This is a genomic window from Amycolatopsis sp. NPDC004772, from assembly GCF_053601215.1.
This window is the reverse complement of sequence record NZ_JBSGBK010000103.1, coordinates 1-22,623: the sequence shown is the minus strand read 5'-3', so window position 1 is coordinate 22,623 and position 22,623 is coordinate 1. Positions and strand designations below refer to the sequence as shown.

25 protein-coding genes are annotated in these 22,623 nt (G+C 71.8%); 15 read left to right on the top strand and 10 right to left on the bottom strand.

Annotated elements, in window-relative coordinates; translation table 11 throughout:
* Positions 1 to 279 precede the first annotated feature (279 nt).
* Together ACWEF6_RS37595 and ACWEF6_RS37590 are read left to right on the top strand one after the other, a co-directional pair.
* Positions 280 to 747 carry an excalibur calcium-binding domain-containing protein gene (locus tag ACWEF6_RS37595; RefSeq protein ID WP_449687316.1) on the top strand — a complete coding sequence of 156 codons (468 nt, stop codon included), beginning with the start codon at positions 280 to 282 and terminating at the stop codon, positions 745 to 747.
* Complete coding sequence (locus ACWEF6_RS37590; protein WP_449687315.1) at positions 744 to 1,394, top strand: class F sortase; 651 nt, start codon at positions 744 to 746, stop codon at positions 1,392 to 1,394. The genes ACWEF6_RS37595 and ACWEF6_RS37590 overlap by 4 nt, the downstream gene beginning before the upstream one ends.
* Here ACWEF6_RS37590 and ACWEF6_RS37585 read toward each other — a convergent pair.
* Positions 1,364 to 3,619, bottom strand: coding sequence for a helicase-associated domain-containing protein (locus tag ACWEF6_RS37585; protein ID WP_449687314.1), 2,256 nt, complete (start codon positions 3,617 to 3,619; stop codon positions 1,364 to 1,366). The two genes, ACWEF6_RS37590 and ACWEF6_RS37585, sit on opposite strands and share 31 nt — an antisense overlap.
* A 14-nt stretch (positions 3,620 to 3,633) precedes the next feature.
* Complete coding sequence (locus tag ACWEF6_RS37580; RefSeq protein ID WP_449687313.1) at positions 3,634 to 4,431, bottom strand: excalibur calcium-binding domain-containing protein; 798 nt, start codon at positions 4,429 to 4,431, stop codon at positions 3,634 to 3,636.
* Between the two features lie 191 nt (positions 4,432 to 4,622).
* Here ACWEF6_RS37580 and ACWEF6_RS37575 point away from each other — a divergent pair, with 191 nt between their 5' ends.
* The 3 genes from ACWEF6_RS37575 to ACWEF6_RS37565 are packed head-to-tail and all read left to right on the top strand — an operon-like array spanning position 4,623 to position 6,901.
* Complete coding sequence (locus tag ACWEF6_RS37575) at positions 4,623 to 5,990, top strand: exonuclease domain-containing protein (protein WP_449687312.1); 1,368 nt, start codon at positions 4,623 to 4,625, stop codon at positions 5,988 to 5,990.
* Positions 5,991 to 6,000: 10 nt separating this feature from the next.
* Complete coding sequence (locus ACWEF6_RS37570) at positions 6,001 to 6,552, top strand: AAA family ATPase (RefSeq protein ID WP_449687311.1); 552 nt, start codon at positions 6,001 to 6,003, stop codon at positions 6,550 to 6,552.
* 22 nt (positions 6,553 to 6,574) lie between these two features.
* Positions 6,575 to 6,901, top strand: coding sequence for a DUF3024 domain-containing protein (locus tag ACWEF6_RS37565; protein ID WP_449687310.1), 327 nt, complete (start codon positions 6,575 to 6,577; stop codon positions 6,899 to 6,901).
* On the opposite strand, the gene ACWEF6_RS37560 is transcribed toward ACWEF6_RS37565, so the two are convergent.
* On the bottom strand, positions 6,898 to 7,215 hold the full coding sequence (locus ACWEF6_RS37560) for a nucleotide pyrophosphohydrolase (RefSeq protein ID WP_449687309.1): 318 nt from the start codon (positions 7,213 to 7,215) through the stop codon (positions 6,898 to 6,900). The genes ACWEF6_RS37565 and ACWEF6_RS37560 overlap by 4 nt on opposite strands.
* Positions 7,216 to 7,348: 133 nt before the next feature.
* Here ACWEF6_RS37560 and ACWEF6_RS37555 point away from each other — a divergent pair, with 133 nt between their 5' ends.
* The 3 genes from ACWEF6_RS37555 to ACWEF6_RS37545 all read left to right on the top strand — a co-directional run bounded on the left by ACWEF6_RS37555 (position 7,349) and on the right by ACWEF6_RS37545 (position 11,415).
* On the top strand, positions 7,349 to 8,269 hold the full coding sequence (locus ACWEF6_RS37555) for a nitrate- and nitrite sensing domain-containing protein (RefSeq protein WP_449687308.1): 921 nt from the start codon (positions 7,349 to 7,351) through the stop codon (positions 8,267 to 8,269).
* A gap of 88 nt (positions 8,270 to 8,357) precedes the next feature.
* Entirely contained in the window at positions 8,358 to 9,719 is a 1,362-nt protein-coding gene (locus tag ACWEF6_RS37550; protein WP_449687307.1) for a DUF6880 family protein, read from the top strand.
* A 187-nt stretch (positions 9,720 to 9,906) separates the two neighbouring features.
* A complete protein-coding gene (locus tag ACWEF6_RS37545; RefSeq protein ID WP_449687306.1) occupies positions 9,907 to 11,415 on the top strand; it encodes a hypothetical protein in 1,509 nt (502 codons plus the stop codon).
* A gap of 3 nt (positions 11,416 to 11,418) precedes the next feature.
* Here the strand turns inward: ACWEF6_RS37545 and ACWEF6_RS37540 are convergent, their stop codons facing one another.
* The 3 genes from ACWEF6_RS37540 to ACWEF6_RS37530 all read right to left on the bottom strand — a co-directional run bounded on the left by ACWEF6_RS37540 (position 11,419) and on the right by ACWEF6_RS37530 (position 13,463).
* Complete coding sequence (locus ACWEF6_RS37540; RefSeq protein WP_449687305.1) at positions 11,419 to 11,574, bottom strand: hypothetical protein; 156 nt, start codon at positions 11,572 to 11,574, stop codon at positions 11,419 to 11,421.
* 220 nt (positions 11,575 to 11,794) lie between these two features.
* On the bottom strand, positions 11,795 to 12,727 hold the full coding sequence (gene coaA / locus ACWEF6_RS37535; protein ID WP_360166014.1) for a type I pantothenate kinase: 933 nt from the start codon (positions 12,725 to 12,727) through the stop codon (positions 11,795 to 11,797).
* A gap of 124 nt (positions 12,728 to 12,851) precedes the next feature.
* Positions 12,852 to 13,463: a macro domain-containing protein gene (locus ACWEF6_RS37530; RefSeq protein ID WP_310968193.1), complete on the bottom strand. Its 612-nt coding sequence runs from the start codon at positions 13,461 to 13,463 to the stop codon at positions 12,852 to 12,854.
* Between the two features lie 98 nt (positions 13,464 to 13,561).
* Between ACWEF6_RS37530 and pheA the strand changes: the two genes are divergently transcribed.
* The 3 genes from pheA to ACWEF6_RS37515 all read left to right on the top strand — a co-directional run bounded on the left by pheA (position 13,562) and on the right by ACWEF6_RS37515 (position 15,840).
* Positions 13,562 to 14,470, top strand: a complete 909-nt coding sequence (gene pheA / locus ACWEF6_RS37525) for a prephenate dehydratase (protein ID WP_449687304.1) — start codon at positions 13,562 to 13,564, stop codon at positions 14,468 to 14,470.
* Positions 14,467 to 15,084, top strand: coding sequence for a histidine phosphatase family protein (locus ACWEF6_RS37520; protein WP_449687303.1), 618 nt, complete (start codon positions 14,467 to 14,469; stop codon positions 15,082 to 15,084). The genes pheA and ACWEF6_RS37520 overlap by 4 nt, the downstream gene beginning before the upstream one ends.
* A 117-nt stretch (positions 15,085 to 15,201) precedes the next feature.
* Positions 15,202 to 15,840: a DUF4232 domain-containing protein gene (locus ACWEF6_RS37515; RefSeq protein WP_449687320.1), complete on the top strand. Its 639-nt coding sequence runs from the start codon at positions 15,202 to 15,204 to the stop codon at positions 15,838 to 15,840.
* Here the strand turns inward: ACWEF6_RS37515 and ACWEF6_RS37510 are convergent.
* From ACWEF6_RS37510 to ACWEF6_RS37495, 4 genes are all read right to left on the bottom strand, one after another.
* The gene (locus ACWEF6_RS37510; protein WP_449687302.1) at positions 15,837 to 16,313 is read right to left on the bottom strand and encodes a hypothetical protein; all 477 of its coding nucleotides are present in this window, start codon (positions 16,311 to 16,313) and stop codon (positions 15,837 to 15,839) included. The genes ACWEF6_RS37515 and ACWEF6_RS37510 overlap by 4 nt on opposite strands.
* 39 nt (positions 16,314 to 16,352) lie before the next feature.
* Positions 16,353 to 17,618: an MFS transporter gene (locus ACWEF6_RS37505; RefSeq protein ID WP_449687301.1), complete on the bottom strand. Its 1,266-nt coding sequence runs from the start codon at positions 17,616 to 17,618 to the stop codon at positions 16,353 to 16,355.
* Between the two features lie 165 nt (positions 17,619 to 17,783).
* Complete coding sequence (locus ACWEF6_RS37500; protein ID WP_449687300.1) at positions 17,784 to 18,134, bottom strand: metallopeptidase family protein; 351 nt, start codon at positions 18,132 to 18,134, stop codon at positions 17,784 to 17,786.
* Positions 18,134 to 19,162: a septum formation family protein gene (locus ACWEF6_RS37495; RefSeq protein ID WP_310968187.1), complete on the bottom strand. Its 1,029-nt coding sequence runs from the start codon at positions 19,160 to 19,162 to the stop codon at positions 18,134 to 18,136. Before ACWEF6_RS37495 ends, ACWEF6_RS37500 begins: the two co-directional genes overlap by 1 nt.
* Positions 19,163 to 19,256: 94 nt before the next feature.
* Between ACWEF6_RS37495 and ACWEF6_RS37490 the strand changes: the two genes are divergently transcribed.
* From ACWEF6_RS37490 to ACWEF6_RS37475, 4 genes are read left to right on the top strand one after another with little or no spacing between them, the layout of a single operon-like run.
* On the top strand, positions 19,257 to 19,868 hold the full coding sequence (locus tag ACWEF6_RS37490; RefSeq protein WP_449687299.1) for a hypothetical protein: 612 nt from the start codon (positions 19,257 to 19,259) through the stop codon (positions 19,866 to 19,868).
* Positions 19,869 to 21,035 (top strand): glutathionylspermidine synthase family protein, encoded by a 1,167-nt coding sequence (locus ACWEF6_RS37485; protein WP_449687297.1) that lies wholly within the window; start codon positions 19,869 to 19,871, stop codon positions 21,033 to 21,035. It abuts the gene before it with no gap.
* A gap of 37 nt (positions 21,036 to 21,072) precedes the next feature.
* On the top strand, positions 21,073 to 21,525 hold the full coding sequence (locus tag ACWEF6_RS37480) for a DUF350 domain-containing protein (protein WP_310968184.1): 453 nt from the start codon (positions 21,073 to 21,075) through the stop codon (positions 21,523 to 21,525).
* Positions 21,526 to 21,548: 23 nt separating this feature from the next.
* A complete protein-coding gene (locus tag ACWEF6_RS37475) occupies positions 21,549 to 22,454 on the top strand; it encodes a haloalkane dehalogenase (protein ID WP_449687296.1) in 906 nt (301 codons plus the stop codon).
* Positions 22,455 to 22,623 lie beyond the last annotated feature (169 nt).

Here is a 22,623-nt window from a genome sequence, read left to right as displayed (position 1 = left end):
AGGCTACGGGGTGCGCGGACACCGCGGTGGCGGCCGGTCGGCACCGTCACACGTGAATTACCTCAAAGGTGTGACCGCGGAGCCCGTAACATTCCGGCCGGTATGCATTCCTGAGCAGTGAATCCGCAGGTCAACACGGAAATGCGAAAGAATCACGGAACCTGGCGCTCTTCGTGGAGTGCTGGCATTTCCGGAATTTCGGAAACGTCCGTAACAGCGTCGCCGAGGCGGCGATAGTAACCACGCAATCGCCTCAGATTCCGTTCGGAAGGAATTCCGTTGTCCCTGTTTCGTCGTGCCTTGACGACGGCCGCCGCCGTTGCCGGGTTCGCTCTCCTCGGCCCCGTCCCCTTCGCTTCCGCGCAGCTCGCGACCCCGCTCGCCGCCGACAAAGACTGCTCGGACTTCCAATATCAGGAGGAAGCTCAGGCGGTTCTCGACGCCACGCCAGGCGATCCCAACGGCCTGGACCGCGACAAGAACGGCATCGCCTGCGAAACGCTCCCGCACCGGCCGAAGCAGCCGGCCACCGCAACAACGTCCACGACGAAAAAGACCACCACGCCGCCGAAGAAGGACACCAAAAAGACCGGCGGCCAGGTGAAGGTCAAGCCGGTCGGCGGCGTCGCCACCGGTGGCGGTGAGCCGGACGACGACGTCCCCGGGTTCCTCGTGCTCAGCGGCACGCTGCTCGCCGCGACCGTGTCCGGCGGCATGGTGCTCTACCTGCGCCGGCGCCCGAGTTGAGGCACCCGCGTCTGTGGCCCGCGGTCACCGCGGTCGCCGCCGCGCTCGGCGTCGTCGTGGCCGTGGCCCTCGTCCTCGTCCTGGCGCCGAAGGCACCGCAGGAGATCGCCCCGCCGAGCCCGGCCGCCCCGGACCCGGTGGGCACCGCGAGCCTCGCGCACCCCACGGCAACGACCGCCGACGGCCTCCCCTCGGCGAAACCGGCGTCACTGACCATTCCCGCGATCGGCGTCCGGGCCGGGGAGATCAAGGACCTCGGCCTGACGCCGGACGGCGCGCTGGAAGTCCCGGGCGACGCCACGACCGTCGGCTGGTTCACCGGCGCGCCGTCGCCCGGGGAGACCGGCCCGGCGGTGCTGGCCGCGCACGTCGACTACAAGCACGTGCCCGGCGCGTTTTCCCGCCTGAAGGACCTGCGGCCGGGCGAGCAGGCCAGGGTCGGCCGCGCGGACGGCCGGATCGCCGTCTTCACCGTCTACCGCGTCGACCGCTACGCGAAGGCCGCGTTCCCGACCGACGAGGTCTACGGCGACACCCCGGACCCCGAGCTGCGGCTCATCACCTGCGGCGGGGCGTTCGACCGGTCGAGCGGCAACTACCTCGACAACGTCGTCGCCTACGCGAGGCTCACCGCCGTCGAGGCCTGAGCCAGCTCGATCCGCGCCAGCTCGAGCCGCCGGTAGGTGCGCTCGTGGAGGGACCAGACGTCCAGGACGTCGCCGTCGACCTCGGGGTAGGCGATGACGAGGTGCTCGCCGCCGTACGCGATGTCCACCGGCAGCCCGGCTTCCAGCTGCCAGCAGAGTTGTTGCTGCTTCGGCGTGAGCCGGCCGGCGTAGCGGTCGCTCATCGCCCGCGCGAGCTGGCCGCGCAGCAGCGCCGGGCCGGTCGCCGGGGCGGCCAGCAGCCGCTCGGCGTGCCCGGCGGGATCGGGTGGCTGTTCGCCGGGTTCGGGGTCGCGGACGGCCACCGTCGGCTCGGTCTGGTCGCGGGCGGGCAGCACGATGCTGCCGTCCGCGGCGTGGCGGGTCGGCGCGTAACCCGCTTCGCGCAACGCCTCCAGCGTACGAACGGCGTCCACAGTGGACGTCAAAACGGTCGGCGCCACCGCGCGCAGGCCGAGTTTGGCGAGCTTCCGGTGCGCGGCGAGCTCGGCCAGCACGGCGGGCTCGCCGACGACGACGCTCGCGACGTCGATCACCTGCGCCTCGCCGTGCCGCCGCGCCACGTCGTTGATCAGGTACACCAGCGGCTGCGGCAGCTCTCCCGTGGCGACGCCGCGCAGGTCGCCGAGCAGTTCGGCGACCTGAACGCCCTGGTCGAACGCGCGCCGCACGGACGCCGGCGAGAAGCGCCAGCTGGTCGCGGTGCCCTGCGCTTCCCGATCGGCGACGCGGTCGAGCAGCGCGGCGAGCCGGGCGTCGGGTGAGCCGGGCACGATCGCCGTCAGGTCGGTGCCGAACAACGCCGTCGTGCGCGCCCGGGAGACCAGTTCGCCGGTGACTTCGACGAGCCTCTCCGGGGCGAGCAGGGCGCGTCCGGCCGAGGTGACGGCGCCCGTCGCGATGACGCCGAGCAGTTCGCCTTCGCTGAGCGCCTCCCGGACGAGCTCGCCGAAGTCGTCGGTCGGCAGGAGCGGTGCGTGCCACTCGGCCAGCTCGATCAGCGCGTCGACGTCGGTCACGGCGTCGCCGGGTGCGAGCCGCGCCAGCAGCCGCACGAGCAGCCGCCGCACCAGCGCCTCGACGTCGGCTCCGAACTCCGGGGGCACCGGGTCCCACCAGGTCGTCAGCAGCAGCCGGTACAGCAGCGCCGGCTCGGGCCGGGCAAGGTCCGGGTTGGGCGCGAGGGTGGGCGCGGGTGCCTTCTGGCCGCGGCGCGGTGGCGGTGGCTCGTCGGCCAGCAGCAGCCCGGCCTGGACGGTGAGGTCGACGGCGAGCGCGATCTCCGCCGGCGTGGCGCCGGTGTCCTTGGCCAGCTTCTTGACCAGCCGGGCTCCGATCGTGCCGTCCTTGAGCAGCGGCAACGGTTCCGCGGCGGCCAGGTCGAGGATCGCCGACACGCGGTCGAGCAACCGCAGCGCGGCGGCCGACGACGTCGAATCCGCCTCGGCCGCTCCCATGGGGGTGACGGTGCACTCGGGTTCCGCGGGCGTGAACGGCAGCTGGTGGTCGGGCCCGCGCAGCGCGAGCGAGACTTCGATCGGCATGGCCACGGTGCCGTGGTAGGTCCCGAACAGGAAGCCGTGGTCGTGCGCCCAGCCCGCCGGGGCGATGCCCTGCACCTCGGGAACGCCGTCGGCCATGTCCAGCAACAGCTTCCGCGTCTCCTCGGGCGCGGTGGCGAACAGGTCGCGGACGCGGTCGCCGTCGCGGAAGAAGCGGACGAGCTCTGCCTTCTTCGCGGTGATCCCGAGCGCTTGCGCCAGCTTCGCCAGCCGGGTCGTGCCGAGTTCTTCGAGCAGGCTCGCGACCGGCCGGCCGAGCCCTTCGGCGCCGAAGCCGGTGCGGTGCAGCAGCCGCGGCAGCGTGATCCCGTCGTCGTCGCGCCAGAGCAGCGCCCGGTCTTCCAGTTCGTCCACATAGGACTCGACGTCGGTGGCGCCGAGCAGCCGGGCGACGTCCGCGACGGGCACCGGCCGCTGCCCGAGCGCGCACCACAGCTGGACGGCCCGCAGGACCTGCACCAACGGCATCGGCAACCCGAGCAAGGCGGCATCGACGGACCCGCCCGAGGCGAGCCGCGCCGCGACGACGTCCAGCCGCCGCGGCCACGGCTCCGCCAGCACGTCCGGCCGGTGGGCCAGCACCTTCGCGAGGGCGTCCTGGTCCAGGCCCGCGAGCCGGCCGAGCAGTTCGCCGTCGGTCGTCATCGGCCCAGGCTAGATCACCGTTCGCAGGCGACGCCGTCGCCGTCACGGTCGAGCCCGGACCGGTAACCCGGTTCGCCGCGGTACAGCGGCGCCGCGTGGGCGGCCTTCGCCGCGGCGCAGTTCGCGTAGTACGCGCTCTGGGCCGGTGCTTCTTCGGTGGTCTCCACGGGTGCGGGCGGGGGAGCCGCCTTGGTGGCCGGGGCCGGCTTCGGCGTCGCGACCGGTGCGGGGGCGGAGGTCGGTGCGGGCGCGGGCGCATCGATGGTTCCGCGGCACGGCGGCCCCCACAGTCCGCTGACGGCGGTCTTCGCCGCGGTTTCGGTCGCGGCGAGCGCCGGCAATGCGGCGGCGGTCGCGTACTTGAGATAGCCGTTTTGAATCGCCAGAGTCGCGTAGACCTGCCCGTCGGCCAGCGTCACGGCGATGCCCTGCGCCGTTTCCGCGCCGAGCGTGACGGCTTTGCCGGAAAGCGTCGAGGCGGCCCAGGCGAGCGATTCCGCGGCGTAACAGCCGTTGCTCGCGAGAGGGGCGAGCACGCCGAGGACGTGCACCGTTTTGCTGGTGCCGTCACTGCCGTTCACGACGACGGTGGCCCCGTCCGTCACGCTGCCGACGGTGTAGGCGACGGCCACCGGAGACGGCGTCGGGGACGCGCTCGTGCTGGTCGGCGGCGGTGTCGAGGACGCGGGGGCGGCGGCGGTCGTGACCTTCGGCTCGGGTGCCTTCCCGAAGATCGCGCCGAGCACGAACAGGACCGCGAACGCGGCCAGGACGATCTTCAGCCAGTTCGGAAAGCGCTTCTTCGGCTGCATGCGGGATTTCCTCGTTCCTCGAGCGACGTGCCGACGGTGTACTCGGGAAATCTCCCGTCGTTGTTACGCGCGAGCCCGTGATCGACCACCAGTCGTTATCCGGCGGAATGTTGCCGTCACGATCACGTCACGAACCACGGCCGCACGCCGAAAAGCTGTCACAACGGCCGATCGGGAAACGACCTGCGGACGTGATCGAATCCCTCGCGCTGCTCGGCACCGGCGGTTTCCCCGCGCACGGTCTCGACTTCACCGCACTGGACATCCGGACCACCGGGTTGCGCCCGGGCCGCGTCGTCGAACTCGCCGCGGTGCGGGTGCACGCCGACGGCTCGCTCGCCGGTGAGCTTTCGACGCTGGTGGACCCCGGACCGGGGGTGCCGCTCGTCCACGGCATCACGCGCGCCGAACTCGACGGCGCACCGTCCTTCGGCGAGGTGCTGGGCCCGCTGCTCGACCTCTGCGCCGGCAGCGTCGTCGTGGCGCACGACCCGGCCTTCGCCGGGGCGTTCCTCGACCGCGAGATCGGGGCACTCGGCGTCCGGGTGCCCGCGCTGCCGGGCGTTTCGACGACGGCGGCCGCCCGGTCGGTGGTGCGGCTGCCCAACTACCGGACGGCCACCGTGGCGCACGCCCTCGGTGTGCCCACCGGGGCTTCGGCCCTGTCGGCGGCGCGGACGATCGCGCGGCTGGCGACCGTCCTGTTCGGCCGGTACGGCCTGACGTTCGCGACCCCGCCGGTCTTCCCGAGCCTGCCGCGGTTCGCCGGCGGCCGGCTGCTTCCCCGCGCCGAGGAGCCGCCCGCCGAGCCGGGGTGGATGGCCGAGGCCGTCGAGCGGATCCCCGACGGCGGAGCCGGGAACGCCTACCTGGACCTGCTCGTCGGCGTCGTCGCCGATCAGCACCTGACGCCGGACGAGGTGACGGCCTTGGCCGCGTTGGCGCGCGAGGCCGGGCTGTCCGAAGCGCAGGTGCGCTCGACGCACGAACAGTTCGTGACCGCGTTGCGGGAGATCGCGGAACGGGACGGCGTGGTGACCGCGGCGGAAGCGCGCGAACTGCGGCAGGTGGCGACCGCGCTCGGCGTCGCCGGCGCCGGTGACCTGCGGCCGAGCGCGGGCGGGAAGCCGACCCGGGTGCTGGTGCTCGGCGCCGGCATCGCGGCGGACCGGCTGCGGGCGCGCGTCCTCGCCGAGGGCGTCCAGCTGGCGAAGAAGCTGACCGCGAGCGTCACGCACCTGGTGGCCGACGAGACCGTGCCCGCGAACGAGCCCCGCCTGACGCGGGCCGCCGAGCTGGGTGCCGTCCTGCTCGACGTCGGTTCCGCACCGGTCGCCCTCGGGTTCGAGCCGCCGCCCGCTCGGCCGGCCGCGGCGCCCGCCGTGACGTCGAAGCTCGTCGGCGGGCGGATCCTGATGGGGATCGGGTTGCTGCTGATGGTCATCGTCGTCCTCGCGATGTTCGGGGGGACGCCGGTGGCGGCCGGGATCTTCTTCGCCGCGTTCGGGGTCGGGGCGCTGGTCGGCGGCTGGTGGCTCGCCGAGCCCGTGGCGCGCTAGCCTCGGTGCGGTGCCGCGACTGATCCACCTGAACGGGCCGTCCGGGATCGGGAAGTCCACGATCGCGCAGGCCTACACCGAGCAGCACCCCGGGGTGCTGAACCTCGACACCGACCGGGTCGTCTGCCTGATCGGGGGCTGGCGGGACACCTTCTTCGAGACCTTCAAGGCCGCGCAGCTGCTCGCCGTGGCCATGGCCGAGACGCACCTGCGGACCGGGCACGACGTTGTCATGCCGCAGCTCGCCACCCGGGTCGTCGACGTCGAACCGTTCGAGGCCGCGGCGGAGAAGTGCCAGGCCGAATATCGGGAAATCCTGCTCACCGCGGACAAATCCGTCGCCTGCGGGCGGTTCACCGAGCGGGCCGCGGCCGGCGACGCCGCGACCAAGGGCATCGACGACGTCCTGCGGGAACGCGGGGGTACCGCCGTCGTCGAGCGGATCCACGACCAGCTCGCCGCCTACCTGCCGCAGCGGCCCGGGTGCGCCGTCGTGCGGACCGACGGGTGCTCGCCGCGGGACACCTACGCCGCCGTGCTCGCCCACCTGCGCGCCGGGTGACGCGGTCCGGTTCACTGGAGTCATGGCAATTCCGGAGCTCGCGCTGCGGCAGATCGAACGGTGGTGCGCGCAGCGCGTCCCCGAGCACCTCCAGGACCGGGTCCGGGTCGAGTGCCGGACGCGAGGCCGCGCGGTCACCATCGTCGAACGCCGCGCGCCGCAGGGCGGGTCCGGCTGGAGCGAGCAGGAGATCGCGCAGCTGCGGTTCGACGAGTTCGGCATCTGGTCGGTGTGGTGGGCCGACCGGGACGGGCAGTGGCTGAGCCACCCCGACGGGCCGGTCGCCAGCACGCCGCCCGCGCTGCTCGCCGAGATCGACCGCGACCCCTGCGGGGTGTTCTGGGGCTAGGCCGGCGGCGGGAACCGGACCTCGTTGCGGTCGATCTTCGCGTGGGCGGCCGCGGCCAGGTCGACGCCGAGGCGGTCGGCCAGCTGCAGCAGGTACAGCGTGACGTCCGCGATCTCGTCCAGCACCTTGCCCTCCAGCGCCGGATCCGCGCGCCACGCGTCGGATTCCTCGGGCGTCAGCCACTGGAACAGCGAGGTCAGCTCTCCGACTTCGCCGGAAAGCGCCATCACGAGGTTCTTCGGGGTGTGGTACGGCTCCCAGGCACGGGCCGCGGCGAAGTCGCGCAGCCGCTGGGTCACGTCGTCGAATGTCACGGCGCGATTGTGCCTGGTGGTCACAATGCGTCAGCGGCCGTATGGCGGACTGGCGTTGACCGGTGAATCTCTCACTCAATAGGTTGAACTTCGTCGGGATTGTTGCGGGGACCAAGGCTGGGAAGGGAACGTCTTGAAGTACCTGCGATCCGTCCGCGGCCGCATGCTGGGCATCGCGTTCATCCCCGGTGGCGCGCTCGTCGCCGTGGCTGTCGTGATCGCGATTCTCCTGATCCACCAGGCGGTTCGGACGCGGGACCTGGCCGTGGAGACGGCGGCCGCGGCGGACCGGACGGCCCGCGCGGTGGTCGCGTTGCAGGCCGAGCGGAGCGCGGCGATGGCCGCGCCCGAGCAGCGCAGTGCCGCGTACGCCGGCTACACCCAGCGGATCGAGTCCGCCATCGCCGGCCTGCGCGACTACGCGCGCCACGCCCCGGACGCCGAGTCCGGCTACCAGCAGACGACCGCCGTCGAGCTGCTTTCCGTTGCCGAAGGCATGGATCGCTCCGATTCCCTCGCCCTGGCCGGGCTGGACAACGTGACGCGGGGGTCGTTCACCTCCGCCGTCGCCTCCTACCGGGCCGAGCTGGCCCGGGTCGTCCCGCAGCTCACCGAGAGTGGCCGGATGGCGTACGAAACGCTCACGCGTAGCGCCGAATGGAGCAGGCTGGCCGCCGCCGAGAACGCTTTCACCGCCGCCGAACCGCTTCCGGTGCCCGAGCCCGCGTGGCGGAACGCTTCCTACGCCGTGTCCGCCCAGCTCGGCCTGCTGTACACGCAGCAGAGCCAGTACGCCGTGCAGCTGACGCTCGACGACGGCCGCCGCACCCTCGCCGGCGCCCTCGCCGCGGGGACGGCGCTCCTGCTGTTCGCCGTGCTCCTGATGGTGGTGGTCCGGCGGCTCGTGGCGCGGGTGCCGGTGCCGGTCGTCCCGATCATGGTGCCGACCGTCCACCCGGCCATCCCGCGACCCCGCCACGCACGGTCACGACGGCCGGGGCTCCCGGACCCGTGGCCGCTGAAAGCCGTGTTCGACGACTTGCGCCGCCGATGAGGTGCTCACCCACCGTCACTGATTACTCCGAAAAGAGCACGCGGTTGGCCCACACGCGTGCTGGTGCCCGTCGGGCAGACTGGTGCGCGTGAGTCCCCTCTCGGATCTTCGCCCCTACCTGCGCACTTTGGACGCGGAGACGCTGGCGGACCTGCTGCACGCCCAAGCCGAGCGCGATCCCGAGCTGCGGCACTCGCTCGAACTGCGCGCGGCCACCCAATCCGGTGACGTCAGCGAGGCGCACCGCCTGTTGGACACCGCGGTCACCGACGGGAACGTCGAGTACACCGCGAAGATCGGCGCGGTCCTCGACACGCTGCAGCGGATGCTCGACGCCGGCAGCCGCGCCGACCTCGCCCCGCTGGCCCGGCGCACGGTCGACGACATCAGCGAGGTGCTGGAGCAGTCCGGCGACCACGCCGGCGACCTGGCGGACCGGCTGGACCGGGCCGTCGAGCTGTACGCCCGCGCGTGCGCCGCCCGGCCGCCGGACCCGGAGAAGCTGGCCGACTGGATCCTCGAGGTCGAGTTCGACGGCCCCGGCCGCCCGGTGATCGACCTCGCCGAGTTCGCGACCGCGCTGGGCGAGCCGGGGCTCAAGCGGATCAAGTCCACTGTGGACGACGTGCTCGCGGCGAACGGGCCGGGCCACCGCCGCGACGTGGCCGAACGGCTGCGGGAGCAGCTGGCCGAGGTGCTCGGCGACGTCGACGAGCTGGTGGCGATCCTGTCGGCCAAGCCGCCGCGGGTGGACGTCAGCCTCAAGATCGTCCGGGTGCTGCGGGCCGCCGGGCGGCACAGCGAGGCCATCGCGCACGCCGCTCGCGCGCTCACCCACGACAAGCAGCCGCCGGCACCCGAGCCGGAGAGCGAAACCTCTCGTCGCCGCAAGGAATTCGACGCCGAACCAGGCCCCGGGACCTACGCGGCTCTCCGCGAGGCCGCGACGAACGAGGGGAAGTGGACGACCCAGCGCCGGGAAGCGCTCGCTCGCCTGCGCAAACGTGCCGCCGAAGGTGCCGGACAAGCCGGCGAGCTCGTCCGCGTCCTGCTCGACGACGGCCGTCCCGACGAAGCTTGGCGCGCCTGCGTCCGGTTCGGTGCGTCCGCCGAACTCAAACTCGAGCTGGCCGAACAGCGGGCGGCCGAGCACCCGGCCGAGGCGATCCCGGTCCTCCGCGAACACGTCGACGAGCTCATCGAGCGCAAGGACCCGCAGGCCTATCAGGAAGCCGCCCGCCGGCTGAAGCTGTTGCGCACCTTGCACAAGCGCGCGGAGACGCCGGACGAATTCACCGCTTACCTGGCCGCGCTGGTGGAAAACCACCGGCGGAAAAGCCGCCTGATCACGGAAATCCGGACCGCCAGGATCGCCATGCCGAAAGCCGTGACAACCGGGGCTTCGCCCCGGGCCGGGGGCTCCGCCACCCGGACCCCCAAAAGCCCGTAACCTCCCCGCGCAGCCCTCGTTGACCCGGGAGAACCGGTGATTCACGTGCACCGGGACATCGTGAGCGCGCCAGGCGTCGCGGTGGCCCAGTTCCGCCCTCCGGCTCGGCGCCTCCCCGTCGAGCACCCGGCGGGACCCGCGCCAGGGCCACCGCGACCCGTTCGCGGTGAAGTGAAAGCATGAGGCCATGAGCCCGGTCAGTCGCGCCCGCAAGAGGCAGCCGCAGCCCGTCACGCACAGCGTGACCGGCCTGTTCAAGGACGTCCTGAACGACTTCTCGGCGCTGGGCGCCGACCCCGCGCCGGTCGACGTCGAACTGCTCGCCTCCGAGGTGCTCGGCCAATTCCGCGACCTGCCCGTCGAGGACGGCGAAGAGCCGCTCGGCCTGGAACTCATCGGCTTCGCCCAGCGCAAGATCACGCCGGGTGCCGCCGCGCTGCTGGCCGCCCTGAAGGTCGTCGCCGAGACCGACGTCGAGCGCAAGGCCGCCGACGCCGGGCTGCAGGTCGTCCTCGGCCGCGGCATCCCCGAGCCCGCCTTCGCCGCCGGGCTGGGCCGGGTCACCGCCGGCGAGTGCTGGCGGACCGGGGACGTCTACGGCGACGAGTCGTCCCTGCTGTGCGTCTTCACCCACGGCGACCGGGCGTACGGCCTGCTCGCGCTGCTCGACTTCACCGAGGGCGGCCGGGTCCGGGACCTCGTGGTGATCGACGGGCCCGCCGACGTCGTCGCCGAGATGCGGGAGCAATCCGACGCCGACCCGGAGCTGGTCCTCTTCGAGGCCGTCGACCCCGCCGAAGCCCACCGCCTGATCGCGGACGGCCTCGCCGCCACCGACCACCTCGACGAGGCCGACGTCAGCGAGGACTACGCCCGCTTCCACGCGGTCGCGCTCACCTGGTGCCGCGCGCTGCCGGAGCCGGCGCTCGTGCCCGAGGTCGCCGAGTGGTCCGACGCCGAACGCGCGGCCGTCGTCGAGCAGTTCGTCGCGGCGAGCGGTGAGGACGCCGACGCCGCCCGCTCGATCGGCAGCCTGCTGCTGGAGCACGGCCTGCGCACCGACCCGGGCAACCCGCTGCGCGTCGGGCCGGAGAAGATCGCGCGGTTCCTCGAGGGGCTGCTCGGCGAGGAGTACGAACTCGACGCCGACCACGAGGACGCCGTCGAGCCGGTCGTGCTGGCCTGGGTGCAGTGGACCGGCGAGCGGGCGCACCTGACCGAGACCGCGATCGCCGCCCTCGACGAAGCCGTCCAGGACTACCTGAGCGAGTACACCGACGAGGACGACTCCCCGCTGGAGCGCTACTTCGCCGACACCGGCGACCTGTCGCCGACCGAACTGGCCGACGCGCTGGAGCGCCGGATGTTCGCGGTGCCGTCGACGACCACGGAGATCGACGAGGAAGAGGTCGACCTCGACCCGACCGACGCCGACCAGCGCCGCGCGCTCGTCATCGCCGAGGCCGACGAGGACGAAGACGAGCAGCGGCTGATCCTGCGCGCGACGATCGTCGACCAGCTGTGGGACAACGAGCCCGCCGAGGTCTGGCAGGCCGCCGAGCGCCTGCAGGAGGGTGAGCTCGACCGCGACGAGATCTTCGAGCAGCTCATCGACACGCTGGAAAACAGCCTGCTGGACGCGGAAAACCTCGAGTACGACGCCGACGCCTACGTCGAGGCGCTGGCCGAGCTCTGATCGCTAGGGGAGGGGGCCCGCGTGCTCCGCGGGCTTCGCCTTGCTGCGGCGCTCCTGCAGCCGGTCGTCGAAGTCGACGACGAAGGTTCCCGCGGCCATCGCGATCAGCAAGGCCAGACCGAGCACCGCACCGACCCACGTGAGGATCATGGTGAACATCGTGGGCCTCCTCCCCAGCTCAGAGCCGTTTTCCTGACTCCTTCAGGGTCGCTTTCACAACGCATGCCCGGTATCGGCCAACCGGTTACGGCTCAGCGGCCCGCCTCGGCCGAACGGCCGGTTTCCGGCGCGGAGAGTCGTCGCGGGTCAACGAATCGTGTGCGCGCCTTCGCTCAGCGTGCGAAAGCGCGGCATGTGGGTGACGAGGTGCGTGACCGGGTCAGAGCTTGCGCAAGCGGACCCGGTTGATGGTGTGGTCGCAGTCCTTGCGCAGCACCAGGGTCGCCCGGGGGCGGGTCGGCTTGATGTTCTCCATCAGGTTCGGCTCGTTGATCGAGTGCCACAGGTGGCGTGCTTCGGCGCGGGCCTCGTCGTCGGGCAGGCCGGCGAAGTGGTGGAAGTGCGACGCCGGGTCCGCGAACGCCGTGTGCCGCAGCTCCAGGAACCGCTCGACGTACCAGCGCTGGATGTCGTCGGTGTGCGCGTCGACGTAGATCGAGAAGTCGAAGAGGTCGGACACCATCAGCCGCGGCCCCGGCTGCAGCACGTTCAGGCCCTCGACGATGAGGATGTCCGGCTGCTGCACCACCTGCTCCTGGCCGGGCAGGATGTCGTAGGCCAGGTGCGAGTACACCGGCGCGGCGACCCGCTCGGCGCCCGACTTGACCTCGGTGACGAACCGCAGCAGCGCGCGGCGGTCGTAGCTCTCCGGGAACCCCTTGCGGTGCATGATCCCGCGGCGCATCAGCTCGGCGCGCGGGTAGAGGAAGCCGTCGGTGGTGACCAGGTCGACGCGGGGGTGGTCCGGCCAGCGGGCGAGCAGCGTGCGCAGGATGCGGGCGGTGGTCGACTTGCCGACCGCCACGCTCCCGGCGATGCCGATCACGAACGGGACCTTCGTGCCGCGGGAGTCGTCACCGAGGAACGTCGTCGTCGCTTCGTAGAGCCGCTGGCGGGCGGCGACCTGGAGGTTGATCAGGCGGGACAGCGGCAGGTAGACGTCGGCCACCTCGGCCAGGTCGACCTGCTCGCCGAGACCGCGCAGCCGCAGCAGCTCGGCCGCGGTCAGCGGCAACGGGGTCGAGCTCCTGAGTTCTTTCCACTGTTCCCGGTGCAGCTCGACATACGGGCTGAGTTCGCGGACCCGGGTCATCGCACACTCCTCCGGCCGTCGCCTGCACTGGCGGACGTTCACCTGCGTGATTAACGGTAGGGCTTACGGCCGGTGAAAGCGCTGTGACGTAGTCCACCCCCTCCCGGGGGTTGATCACCCAGCGTCACATTTTTCCGAAGACTTCGGCCCAGGCCGCGGCGACCTGCCGGGCGCAGGTCGCGGGGGCGACGCCGCCGACGCCGGTGCCGAGACCCGGCATCGCGATCGTGTCGACGAACTCCCGCACCGGGCCGTGGTCGAGCCGGCCGTCGCGCCAGGTCAGGAACACCGCGCGGGCGGCGAGGTACGGGTGGACGGTGTCGGCGGGCAGCCGTTCGCCGGGTTCCCGCATGGTCGGGGCGCTGATCAGCCAGGCCGGCTCGGCCTCGCCGGTCGGCACCACCACGGCGTCGCCGATCGGCAGCTCGCCGCCGTGGAAGGCCAGGACGGCGCTGCGGACGCTCTGCTCCACGCCCGGGAACGCCTGCGCGTAGACGGCGTCGATGCCGCCGCGCATCCAGCCGTAGGAGTTGGCCGGGCTGACCACGGCCTGGGCGACGACGTCGAGCACCGACCCGCGGTGCACCCGGACGCGGCCGGCCAGTTTCTGCGCGGCGGCGGTCCAGGCAGCGGCGAGTGGTTCATCGACGGCGCACAGCACCAGCTCCGGTGCGCGGGGGGCGAGCGGCGGCTTGGCGCCCTCACGTCCGGTGTGCGTGCCCGATTCGGCGGTCACCCGCTCAGCATCGCAAAAAATGCCACCCGGCGTAACCGGTTCCCGTACCGGCTGTCCGAGTGAATGTCGCCACGCTCGGGCCCCGTAGCCTGGGTGCTGTGTCACGGATCGCATACTTCGGCCCCCGAGGGACCTTCACCGAACAGGCCGCGCGGGTGCTCGCCGCCGGCGAAGAACTGATCCCGTACGAGACCGTCCGGCTCGCGATGACCGCGGTCCGCGCCGGCGAAGCGGACGCGGCGTGCGTCCCGATCGAGAACTCCGTCGAAGGCGTGGTGCCCACCACGCTCGACGGGTTCAGCGAGTCGACCCCGCTGGTCGCCGTCGCCGAGACGATCCTGCCGGTGCACTTCAGCGTGCTGACCCGGCCCGGGGGCGGGGAGATCCGGACCGTCGCCAGCCACCCGCACGCGCTGGCCCAGGTCCGCGAGTGGCTCGACGCGAACCTGCCGGGAGCGCACGCGGTGGCGTCGTCGTCGACGTCGGCCGCCGCGGTCGGCGTGCTGGAGGGCGACTTCGACGCGGCGGTCTGCGCGCCGGTCGCGAACGAGCACTACCACCTCGAGGTGCTGGCCACCGAGGTCGCCGACGTCTCCGACGCGGCGACGCGGTTCCTGCTGGTCCGTCGCCCGGGCGAGCTGCCGGACCCGACGGGCGCCGACCGGACGTCCGTGGTCGCCGCGGCCGCGAACCGCACCGGCACGCTCGCCGAGCTGCTCACCGAACTGGCCGGCCGCGGCATCAACCTGACCCGGCTCGACGCCCGCCCGACGCGCAACAACTTCGGCGAGTACCGCTTCTTCATCGACTTCGAAGGCCACGTCGCCGAGCCGCGGGTCCTCGACGCGCTGACGGCATTGCGCCGGCACTGCCGCAACCTGCGGTTCCTCGGCTCGCACCCGCGGGCCGACGGCGTCCCCACCACGATCGTCGACGGCTTCGGCAACGACGACTTCGTCGAAGCGGCCGTGTGGGCCGACGCGGTGCGCAAGGGAGACCTGGCGTGAGGCTGCTGCTCATCCGCCACGGACAGACCGACGGGAACGTCCGCGGCGCGCTGGACACCGCCCTGCCCGGCCCGCCGCTGACCGACCTCGGCCGCCGGCAGGCGGACGCCCTCGCCGCGCGGCTCGCGGAGGAGCCGCTGGTCGCGGTGTACGCGTCGCAGGCGACGCGCGCCCAGCAGACGGCGGCGCCGCTGGCCGCGCGGTTCTCCCTGGACGTGCAGGTCGTCGACGGTGTGCACGAGGTCGTCGCGGGCGATCTCGAGGGGGCGACCGACCACGAGTCGATCCGGACCTACATGGAGACGGTCCGGCGCTGGACGCTCGGCGAGCTGGCGCCGTCGCTGCCCGGCGGGGAGAGCGGCACCAGCGTGCGCACCCGGATGCTGGACGCGGTCGGCCGGCTGCGCGCCAAGCACGAACAGGCCGACCCGGACGGCGTGATCGCCCTGGTCAGCCACGGTGGCGCGATCCGGCTGACCGGCGAATGGCTGGCCCCGAACGTGCACGCCGACGTCGCGAACGCCGCGTTGATCCCGAACACCGGGCTGGTGGAGCTGGTGGCGCAGCCGGAGGGCCGGTGGCGGTGCCTGACCTGGGTCGACACCCCGCTCTGAAGATCCCGAAAGTGTGATTCCGTCACGTTTAGAACACGCCTGGTGGGGAATTTACGAAAGCAGCCAACCCGGCCGCGTCCCGGTACGTCTACCCAGTAGCACCACACCAGGGAGGCGATTGACATGAAGCTTTCACGGTTGTTCCCGGTCGTCGCGGCTTCGGCGGGCGTTCTCGCGCTCTCCGCCTGCGGCGGGGGCGGCACCACCAACGCGGCGAGCAGCTCGACGCCGTCCAGCTCGGAGTCACCGACCGCCACCCCCACGGTCACCACCGCCACGTCGAGCGCGTCCGCCACGCCGGCCGCGCCGCCGGTCGCCCAGCCCGCGGACGACGGGCTGTGCAAGGCCGGCGACGTCAAGCTCTCGCTCGGCCAGGGCGACGCGGGCGCCGGCTCGGTGTACCGGCCGCTGCTCATCACGAACTCCAGCGCGGAGCCCTGCACCATCCAGGGCTTCCCCGGCGTGTCGTATGTGGCCGGTCCGGACGGGCACCAGGTCGGCAAGGACGCCTTCCGCGAAGGCACCAAGGGCAACGCCGTCAAGCTGAACCCGGGCCAGACCGCGGCCGCCGACATCCAGTTCGTCAACGTGCGGAACTTCGACCCGGGCGCCTGCCAGCCGACGGCGGTCCGGGGCCTGCGCATCTACCTGCCGCAGGAGACCGCGTCGAACTTCGTGCCTTCGGAGGGCACGGGCTGCGCCGGCACGACGATCCCCGGCAACCAGCTCGCCGTGAAGACCGTCCACCCCGCCTAGATGCGGCCGCAGATCTCCTTCGCCTCGGTCAGGTGCCGCTGGCCGGAGATGTCGTTGAAGTGCAGGCTCAGTACCATCCGGCTGACGCCGTCGATGTGGTCGGCCAGCGGCTGGTAGTTGGCGTTCACCTGGGCGGCGGCCGCGGACAGCTCGCGCGCGGCCACCATCCGGTGCAGCCGCTCCCCGCTGAGGGCGGGGGTCAGCGACGGCTGCGCGTCCCGGCTCGTGTCGGGCAGCTCGCCCACCCGGTCGAGCGCCTGGCACGCCGCGACGGCGTCGTCGAGCGCGCCGGCGTGCACTCCGGACAGTCCCCACAGGAGCCCGAGCACGCTGCCGCCCAGCACGAACCCGGCCACCCCGCAGAGCACGAGCAACCGGCGTGCCGGCGGGGGCGGCTTGACCTCGACCTCCTCCGAAGGCTCGTCGAAGTCCGGATCGGCGTCGGTGCCGGTCCCCGGGTCCACGGTGCGCATGCCTGCCTCCTCACCACCTGGGTGAGGAGCTATTTCAGCTCACAATCCCGGATCGTGGTGGGTCAGCGCCGCGGCTGAGTCCGATTTGTCACCGAGGGAGAACCGCCGCAGCGCGCCGACCGCGAACGCGGCGATCACCAGCATGGCGACGCCGGACACCGCGAAGGTCCGCGCGGCCGAACCGAGCTGCTCGGTCAGCACGCCGCCCAGCAGCGCGCCGAGCGGGATCGCGCCCCAGACGACCGTGCGCCACACCCCGAGCACCCGGCCGAGCAGCTCGCCTGGCACGAGCGTGTGCCGGGCCGTCGCGAGCACGACGTTCACTGCCACCACCGCCGCCGCGAACAGCCCGAACAGCGCCGCGCCCGCGACCGGCGAGCGCACCAGCCCCATCCCGCCGAACCCGAGGCCGCAGCAGACGATCCCGCCGGCCACGACCGGGAGCCGTCCGGTCGCCCGCACCAGCCGCGGGGCCACGCCCGCGCCGAGCAGCCCGCCGATCCCGCCGACGAAGGCGAAGAACCCGAAGGTCGCGTCGGACAGGTGGAGGTCCTCGAGCGCGTACAGCACCAGTTGGGCCTGCGCGAGCTCGCTGACCAGGCTCAGGAGCCCGGCGACGACGACCAGCCGCAGCAGCAGCGGGTGCCCGCGCAGCCAGCGCAGGCCGTCGGCGAGCTCGGTGCGCAACTTCGCCGGTGCGACCGGCGTCTCCGCCTTCGCGCGGTAAGTGCCGGCCAGCCCGAGCAGCACCGCCGCCGCGATCGCGAAGCCGGCGGAGTTGAGGATGAACGGGAAGGCGGCGAAGAGGGCGAAGGTCAGGCTGCCGACCGGGCCGCCGAGGAACGTCTGGCCGACGATCTCGCAGGCCTGCAGCTTGCTGTTGGCGGCGTCCAGCGACCGGTTTCCGACGACCGCCGGGATGAGCGCGTTCGCCGCGCTGTCGGCGATCGTCTCGGCCGTCCCGATGATCAGCGCGGTCAGGTAGACCAGCCAGATCGTCATGCCGCCGGTGGCGACGAGCACGGCCAGCGCGCCGACCGCGGCCGCGCGGACGGTGTTCGCGACGATCATCGCGCGCCGCCGGTCGATCCGGTCGACCAGCGCGCCGGCCACCGCGGCGAACAGCAGCCACGGCAGGAACTGGGTGGCGGACAGGCCGGCGATGAGCACCGGATCGCGGGTCAGGGTCGTGGCCAGCAGGGGCAGGGCCACCTTGCCGATGCCGTCCCCCAGGTGGGATGCCGCGCTCGACGTCAGCAGCCAGGTGAGTCTTCGGCCGCTCCCGTCGTTCCGGGCTTCGTTCACTGTGCCTCCCCCGCACGCCGCCCGACGACTTCGCGTACGAGGATAACCGCGGAGATGGCTGCGCGTGGTCACGTTGTCACTAACGGTGAATCTCGTGACAGTATCCGCTGGCAAGCGCGGAATTCGGTGGAACGTGGGGAGGGGACGCGGGAATCCGGGCCGGGGTCAGCCCCAGCCGAGCTCGTGCAGCCGGGCGTCGTCGATGCCGAAGTGGTGGCCCAGCTCGTGCACGACGGTGATCAGGACCTCCTCGACGACCTCGTCCTCGTCCTCGCACATGGCGAGGATCGGCTGCCGGTAGATCGAGATCCGGTCGGGCAGCACCCCGCCGTAGGACGACGTCCGCTCGGTCAGCGCGATGCCGTGGTAGAGCCCGAGGATGTCCGGTGCCTCGTCGTTGAACTCCTCGACCAGCACGACGACGTTGTCCATCGCGCGCGCGAACTCGGCCGGCACCTCGTCCAGGGCTTCCGAGACCAGTTCTTCGAACCGCTCCCGGCTCATCTCGACGGCCATCAGCCGTTCTGCTTCGTCGACGGAGGGGCGGAGTTCGACGTGGCCGGGCCACCGCCGCCGTCGGAAGGCGGGCCGCCGTCCTGGGGCTGGCCGCCGTCCGGGCCGGCCGGGGCGGCCTTGATGCTGCCGGTCACCGCCTGCAGGCCGCTCTTGTCGGGCAGCAGTGAGGCGACCTTGCAGTTGACCTTGGTCGAGCCGGTGTCCCAGCTCTCCTGCTCCCGCAGGTCCCAGGTCAGGATCAGCTTCTTGGCGTCGAGGTCGGCGCCGCCGGTGTAGTCGCCGGCCGCCTTGTTGCACTCGGTGTCGAGCCAGGCCTTCTGGTCGTCCTGGGAGGGGTAGCCCTCCTTGAACTTCGTCTTGAGGTCGAGGGTCGCGACGATCTCGTACGAGTGCGGCTTCGTGCAGTCGATCGGGTCGCCGACGCCCTTGCCGAGCAGGGCCAGGCAGGTGCCCGGCTCGAAGACCAGCGACTGGTCCTGGTCCTTGGCCGGCCCGGTGGTCGGCAGCAGCTTGCCGCCGGGGCCCGCCCACTGCAGGCCGCACCGGAGCTGGCGGTCGCCGTCGTCCCACTGCGACGGCGTCGGGCGGAGCAGGTTGGTCGTGAGCTTGCCGTACGGGTCGAGCTTGTGCCCGAGGTAGGGCTTCACGTCCGAGGTGCACTTCTGCTGCGCGATCTGCTGCCACTGCTCCAGCGACGGGACGGGGGCGCCCTCCGGGAACTGGGCGCCGATGTCCACGAGCGTGGTCACCTCGAACAGGTGCGGCTCGGTGCAGGCCACCTTGCGCGCGTCGCTCGCGTCCGGGTTGTCCCAGGTCAGGCAACTGCCGGGCGGGGAGTGGAAGGCTTCCTGGGCGGCCGCGGACAGCTTGCCGGCGCCGCCACCGGACCCGCCGGTGATGCCGTCGCTCCACGAGAACACGACGCTGAGCGCGAGCGCGATCAACGCGCCCGCGAAGATCCCGCCCATCACGACGCGGGTGCGCAGCGTCTGGGTGGCGGTGGGGAACCGATCGGCGCTGGGAGACATCGCAGTCCATGATGCCCGCGCCGCGCATGACGTGCGCGGTCCGGGTGGTTAGGGTGGTCACGGTTTCGCGGTGGCCGGTGATTACGGAGCGCACATGACGCAGGACAACAATACTGGGGACCAGCCGCCCCCCGAGCCGCCGAAGCGCGGCTCGATGAGGTTTCAGGACTCGAACACCCAGCCCCGCCAGCCCTCGCTGGCCGAGCAGCGGGCCCGGCAGCAGGCGCTGGCCCAGGAGGAACGGGACGAGGAGCTGGCCCGCCAGGCCGACGCCAAGGCGGCGACCCGGCGCAAGATCCTGATCGGCAGCGGGGTCACGGTCGGGCTCGTCGGCCTGGTCGCGACGTTCTACACGGTCGCGAAGCCGCAGGGCGAGGTCACGGCGGTCTGCACCGACTCGAACGGGGTCGTCCAGAACGACGACTACTGCGACGACAACTACGTCACGAGCCACGGCGGCTACCACAGCGGCGGCTTCCTGTTCCTGCCGATCCCGGGCGGCGGCTACAACAGCTACCGCTACAACTACGGCGGCACCGGGGTCATCGGGCAGCGGGTGAGCGGTGGCACGTACGACGCGCCGTCGTCGCGGACCAGCGTCAACACGAAGTCCGGCAAGTCCGTCCAGCGCGGCGGCTTCGGCATCAGCGGGAAGAGCGGCAGCACCGGGGGCACCGGCGGCAGCGGCAAGAGCGGGGGATCGTAGGTGTACCGGGACCGGCGGGAGCCGCGGCGCGACTGGCAGCGGATCGTCGAAGAGCAGGGGCTCGTCTACGGCACGCCGGCCCGCGACAGCAGCGGCCGGATGCGGCCGTACTGGGACGAGTCCGTGCACTACGTCTTCGAGATGGACGAGGTCCTGTCCCTCGAGGCCGACGTCGAACTGCTGCACTCGATGTGCCTGGAAGCCGTCGACAACGTCGTGACGACCGAGGGCTACCAGCGCTTCGGCATCCCCGAGTGGGTCTGGCCGCACATCGCCGAGTCGTGGAAGCGGCAGGACCCGCACGTCTACGGCCGGTTCGACCTGCGCTACGACGGCAAGTCGCCGGCGAAGCTGCTCGAGTACAACGCGGACACGCCGACCACGCTGCTGGAGGCGTCGCTGCTGCAGTGGCACTGGAAGACCGACGTCTTCCCGGACGACGACCAGTGGAACTCGATCCACGAGAAGCTGGTCGAGCGCTGGTCGCAGCTGCAGGACAAGCTGCCGTCGAACGAGCTGCACTTCACCTGGTCGGCGGCCGACCCGTCGGGTGAGGACAACGTCACGACGGCGTACCTGCAGGAGACCGCGGCCGAGGCCGGGCTGGACACGGTGGGCCTGGCGATCGAGGAGATCGGCTGGGACCCGGTGCTCAAGCGGTTCGTCGACCTCGAAGAGGCGCAGATGGCGACCGTGCTGAAGCTGTACCCGTGGGAGTGGGTGGTCGACGAGGAGTTCGGCCGCCATGCCGTCGAGTCGCTGCCGCGGACGCTGTGGATCGAGCCGCTCTGGAAGATGATCCTCTCCAACAAGACGCTGCTGGCGATCCTGTGGGAGAACTACCCGGGCCACCCGAACCTGCTGCCGGCGTTCGCCGACGACCCGGGCCTGCTCACCGAGTACGTCCGCAAGCCGAAGCTGGGCCGCGAGGGCGCGAACGTCCAGATCGTCGCGACCGGCTACGAAACCCAGACCGACGGCGTGTACGGCGCCGAAGGCTTCGTCTACCAGGCGTTCGACCCCCTGCCCGAGTTCGACGGCTACCGGCCGGCGCTCGGCGCGTGGATCGTCGGCGACACCTCCGCCGGCCTGGGCATCCGAGAGACTGGCGGCCTGGTGACCGACGACGGTGCCGCCTTCGTCCCACATCGCATCGTCGAGTCGTGATAAAACACCCCATCGCTGACCTCTTGGGAGAAAACTCGTGACCTCGACGCTTGCGCTGTCCGACACGTTCGGCTCCGACCTCGTGCGGGGGATCGGCGCGATCCTGCTGTACGGCGTCGTCGGCCTGCTGCTGATGTTCGCCGGCTTCTACGCGATCGACTGGACCACGCCCGGCAAGCTGTCGAAGCTGGTGACCCAGGGCCTGCCGAACGCCGTGATCGTGACGGCGTCCGGGATGCTCTCGATGGCGTTCATCGTGGTGGTGGCGATCTTCAACTCGGCGAGCGACCTGACGGAAGGTCTGATCACCTCGCTGGTCTACGGCCTGCTGGGGATCGCGGTCCAGGTGATCGCGGTCCGGCTCCTGGAGTGGGCCACCCGCATCGACGTGGCCTCGACCATCGAGAGCGAGAAGTTCGCCCCGGTGAGCATCGTGGTCGCGGCGGCCCACCTCGGCCTGGGCCTCGTGGTGGCGGTCGGCATTTCCTGACGTTCCCCACTACCGTGGGGTAGGTGCGCCTGCTGAGGACACCGGACGACCGGTTCACGGACCTGCCCGAGTTCCCGTACGAGCCCCGCTACGCGGAGCTGGCCGACCCCCACGGCGGCCGGATCAGAGTGGGGTACGTCGAGGCAGGCCCGTCGGACGGCCCGGTGGTCCTCTTGCTGCACGGCGAGCCGAGCTGGTCGTTCCTCTACCGCAAGATGCTCCCGGTCCTGGCGGCCGCGGGCCTGCGGGCGATCGCCCCGGACCTGGTGGGCTTCGGCCGGTCCGACAAGCCGGCCGAGCTCGCGGACCATTCGTACGCCCGGCACGTGGAGTGGATGCACGGCTTCGCGTTCAACGCCCTGGACCTGCACGACGTGACGTTGGTCGGCCAGGATTGGGGAGGGTTGATCGGCCTGCGGATGGTGGCTTCGTCGCCATCGCGGTTCGCTGGGATCGTGGCTTCGAACACCGGCCTGCCGACGGGCGACATCGACATGCCGCCGGCGTGGCACGCATTCCGCACGGCGGTGGAGAAGGCCCCGGTGCTGGACGTAGCGCGTTTCGTGCAGTCGGGGTGCAAGTCGGTGTTGTCGGAAGCGGAGAGGGCGGCTTACGACGCACCGTTCCCGAACGAGATGTACAAGGCGGGCCCGCGAGCAATGCCGGGCCTGGTGCCGTACCAGCCGGACAACCCGGCATCGTCGGCGAACCGCGAGGCGTGGAAGACGCTGACCGAGCTGGAGATTCCGTTCTTGGTGGCATTTTCCGACGGCGACCCGATAACCGGGGGCATGGCACCGGTGTTGAGGCGCTCGATGAAGGGCGCGCAGGGACTGGAGCACCCGGTGATCAAGGGGGCGGGGCACTTCCTGCAGGAGGACGCGGGCGAGGAGCTGGCTGAACAGGTGGCGCGCTTCGTGCGGGGTTGAGCAAACCGGCGGCCGGGAGTGCGAGCCAGGTTGGGGGCGCTGCGAACCGGCGGCCGGCGACGTAAGGGGACCAGCGACGTCACCAGACCTCCCCCGCCCCTCATCCCAGCTATCCCTTCAGTCGGCGGCCGGGTGTGTCAAGGCACGCTTTCCCGCCTTGACACACCCG

Excerpts from the sequence above, each read along its gene's own strand:
- ACWEF6_RS37565 (WP_449687310.1), top strand. The coding sequence starts at position 6,575 with ATGGCAATTCCGGAGCTCGCGCTGCGGCAGATCGAACGGTGGTGCGCG.
- ACWEF6_RS37580 (WP_449687313.1), bottom strand. The coding sequence starts at position 4,431 with ATGCAGCCGAAGAAGCGCTTTCCGAACTGGCTGAAGATCGTCCTGGCC.
- ACWEF6_RS37495 (WP_310968187.1), bottom strand. The coding sequence starts at position 19,162 with ATGTCTCCCAGCGCCGATCGGTTCCCCACCGCCACCCAGACGCTGCGC.
- ACWEF6_RS37540 (WP_449687305.1), bottom strand. The coding sequence starts at position 11,574 with ATGTTCACCATGATCCTCACGTGGGTCGGTGCGGTGCTCGGTCTGGCC.
- ACWEF6_RS37545 (WP_449687306.1), top strand. The coding sequence starts at position 9,907 with ATGAGCCCGGTCAGTCGCGCCCGCAAGAGGCAGCCGCAGCCCGTCACG.
- ACWEF6_RS37510 (WP_449687302.1), bottom strand. The coding sequence starts at position 16,313 with ATGCGCACCGTGGACCCGGGGACCGGCACCGACGCCGATCCGGACTTC.
- ACWEF6_RS37500 (WP_449687300.1), bottom strand. The coding sequence starts at position 18,134 with ATGGCCGTCGAGATGAGCCGGGAGCGGTTCGAAGAACTGGTCTCGGAA.
- ACWEF6_RS37490 (WP_449687299.1), top strand. The coding sequence starts at position 19,257 with ATGACGCAGGACAACAATACTGGGGACCAGCCGCCCCCCGAGCCGCCG.
- ACWEF6_RS37585 (WP_449687314.1), bottom strand. The coding sequence starts at position 3,619 with ATGACGACCGACGGCGAACTGCTCGGCCGGCTCGCGGGCCTGGACCAG.
- coaA (WP_360166014.1), bottom strand. The coding sequence starts at position 12,727 with ATGACCCGGGTCCGCGAACTCAGCCCGTATGTCGAGCTGCACCGGGAA.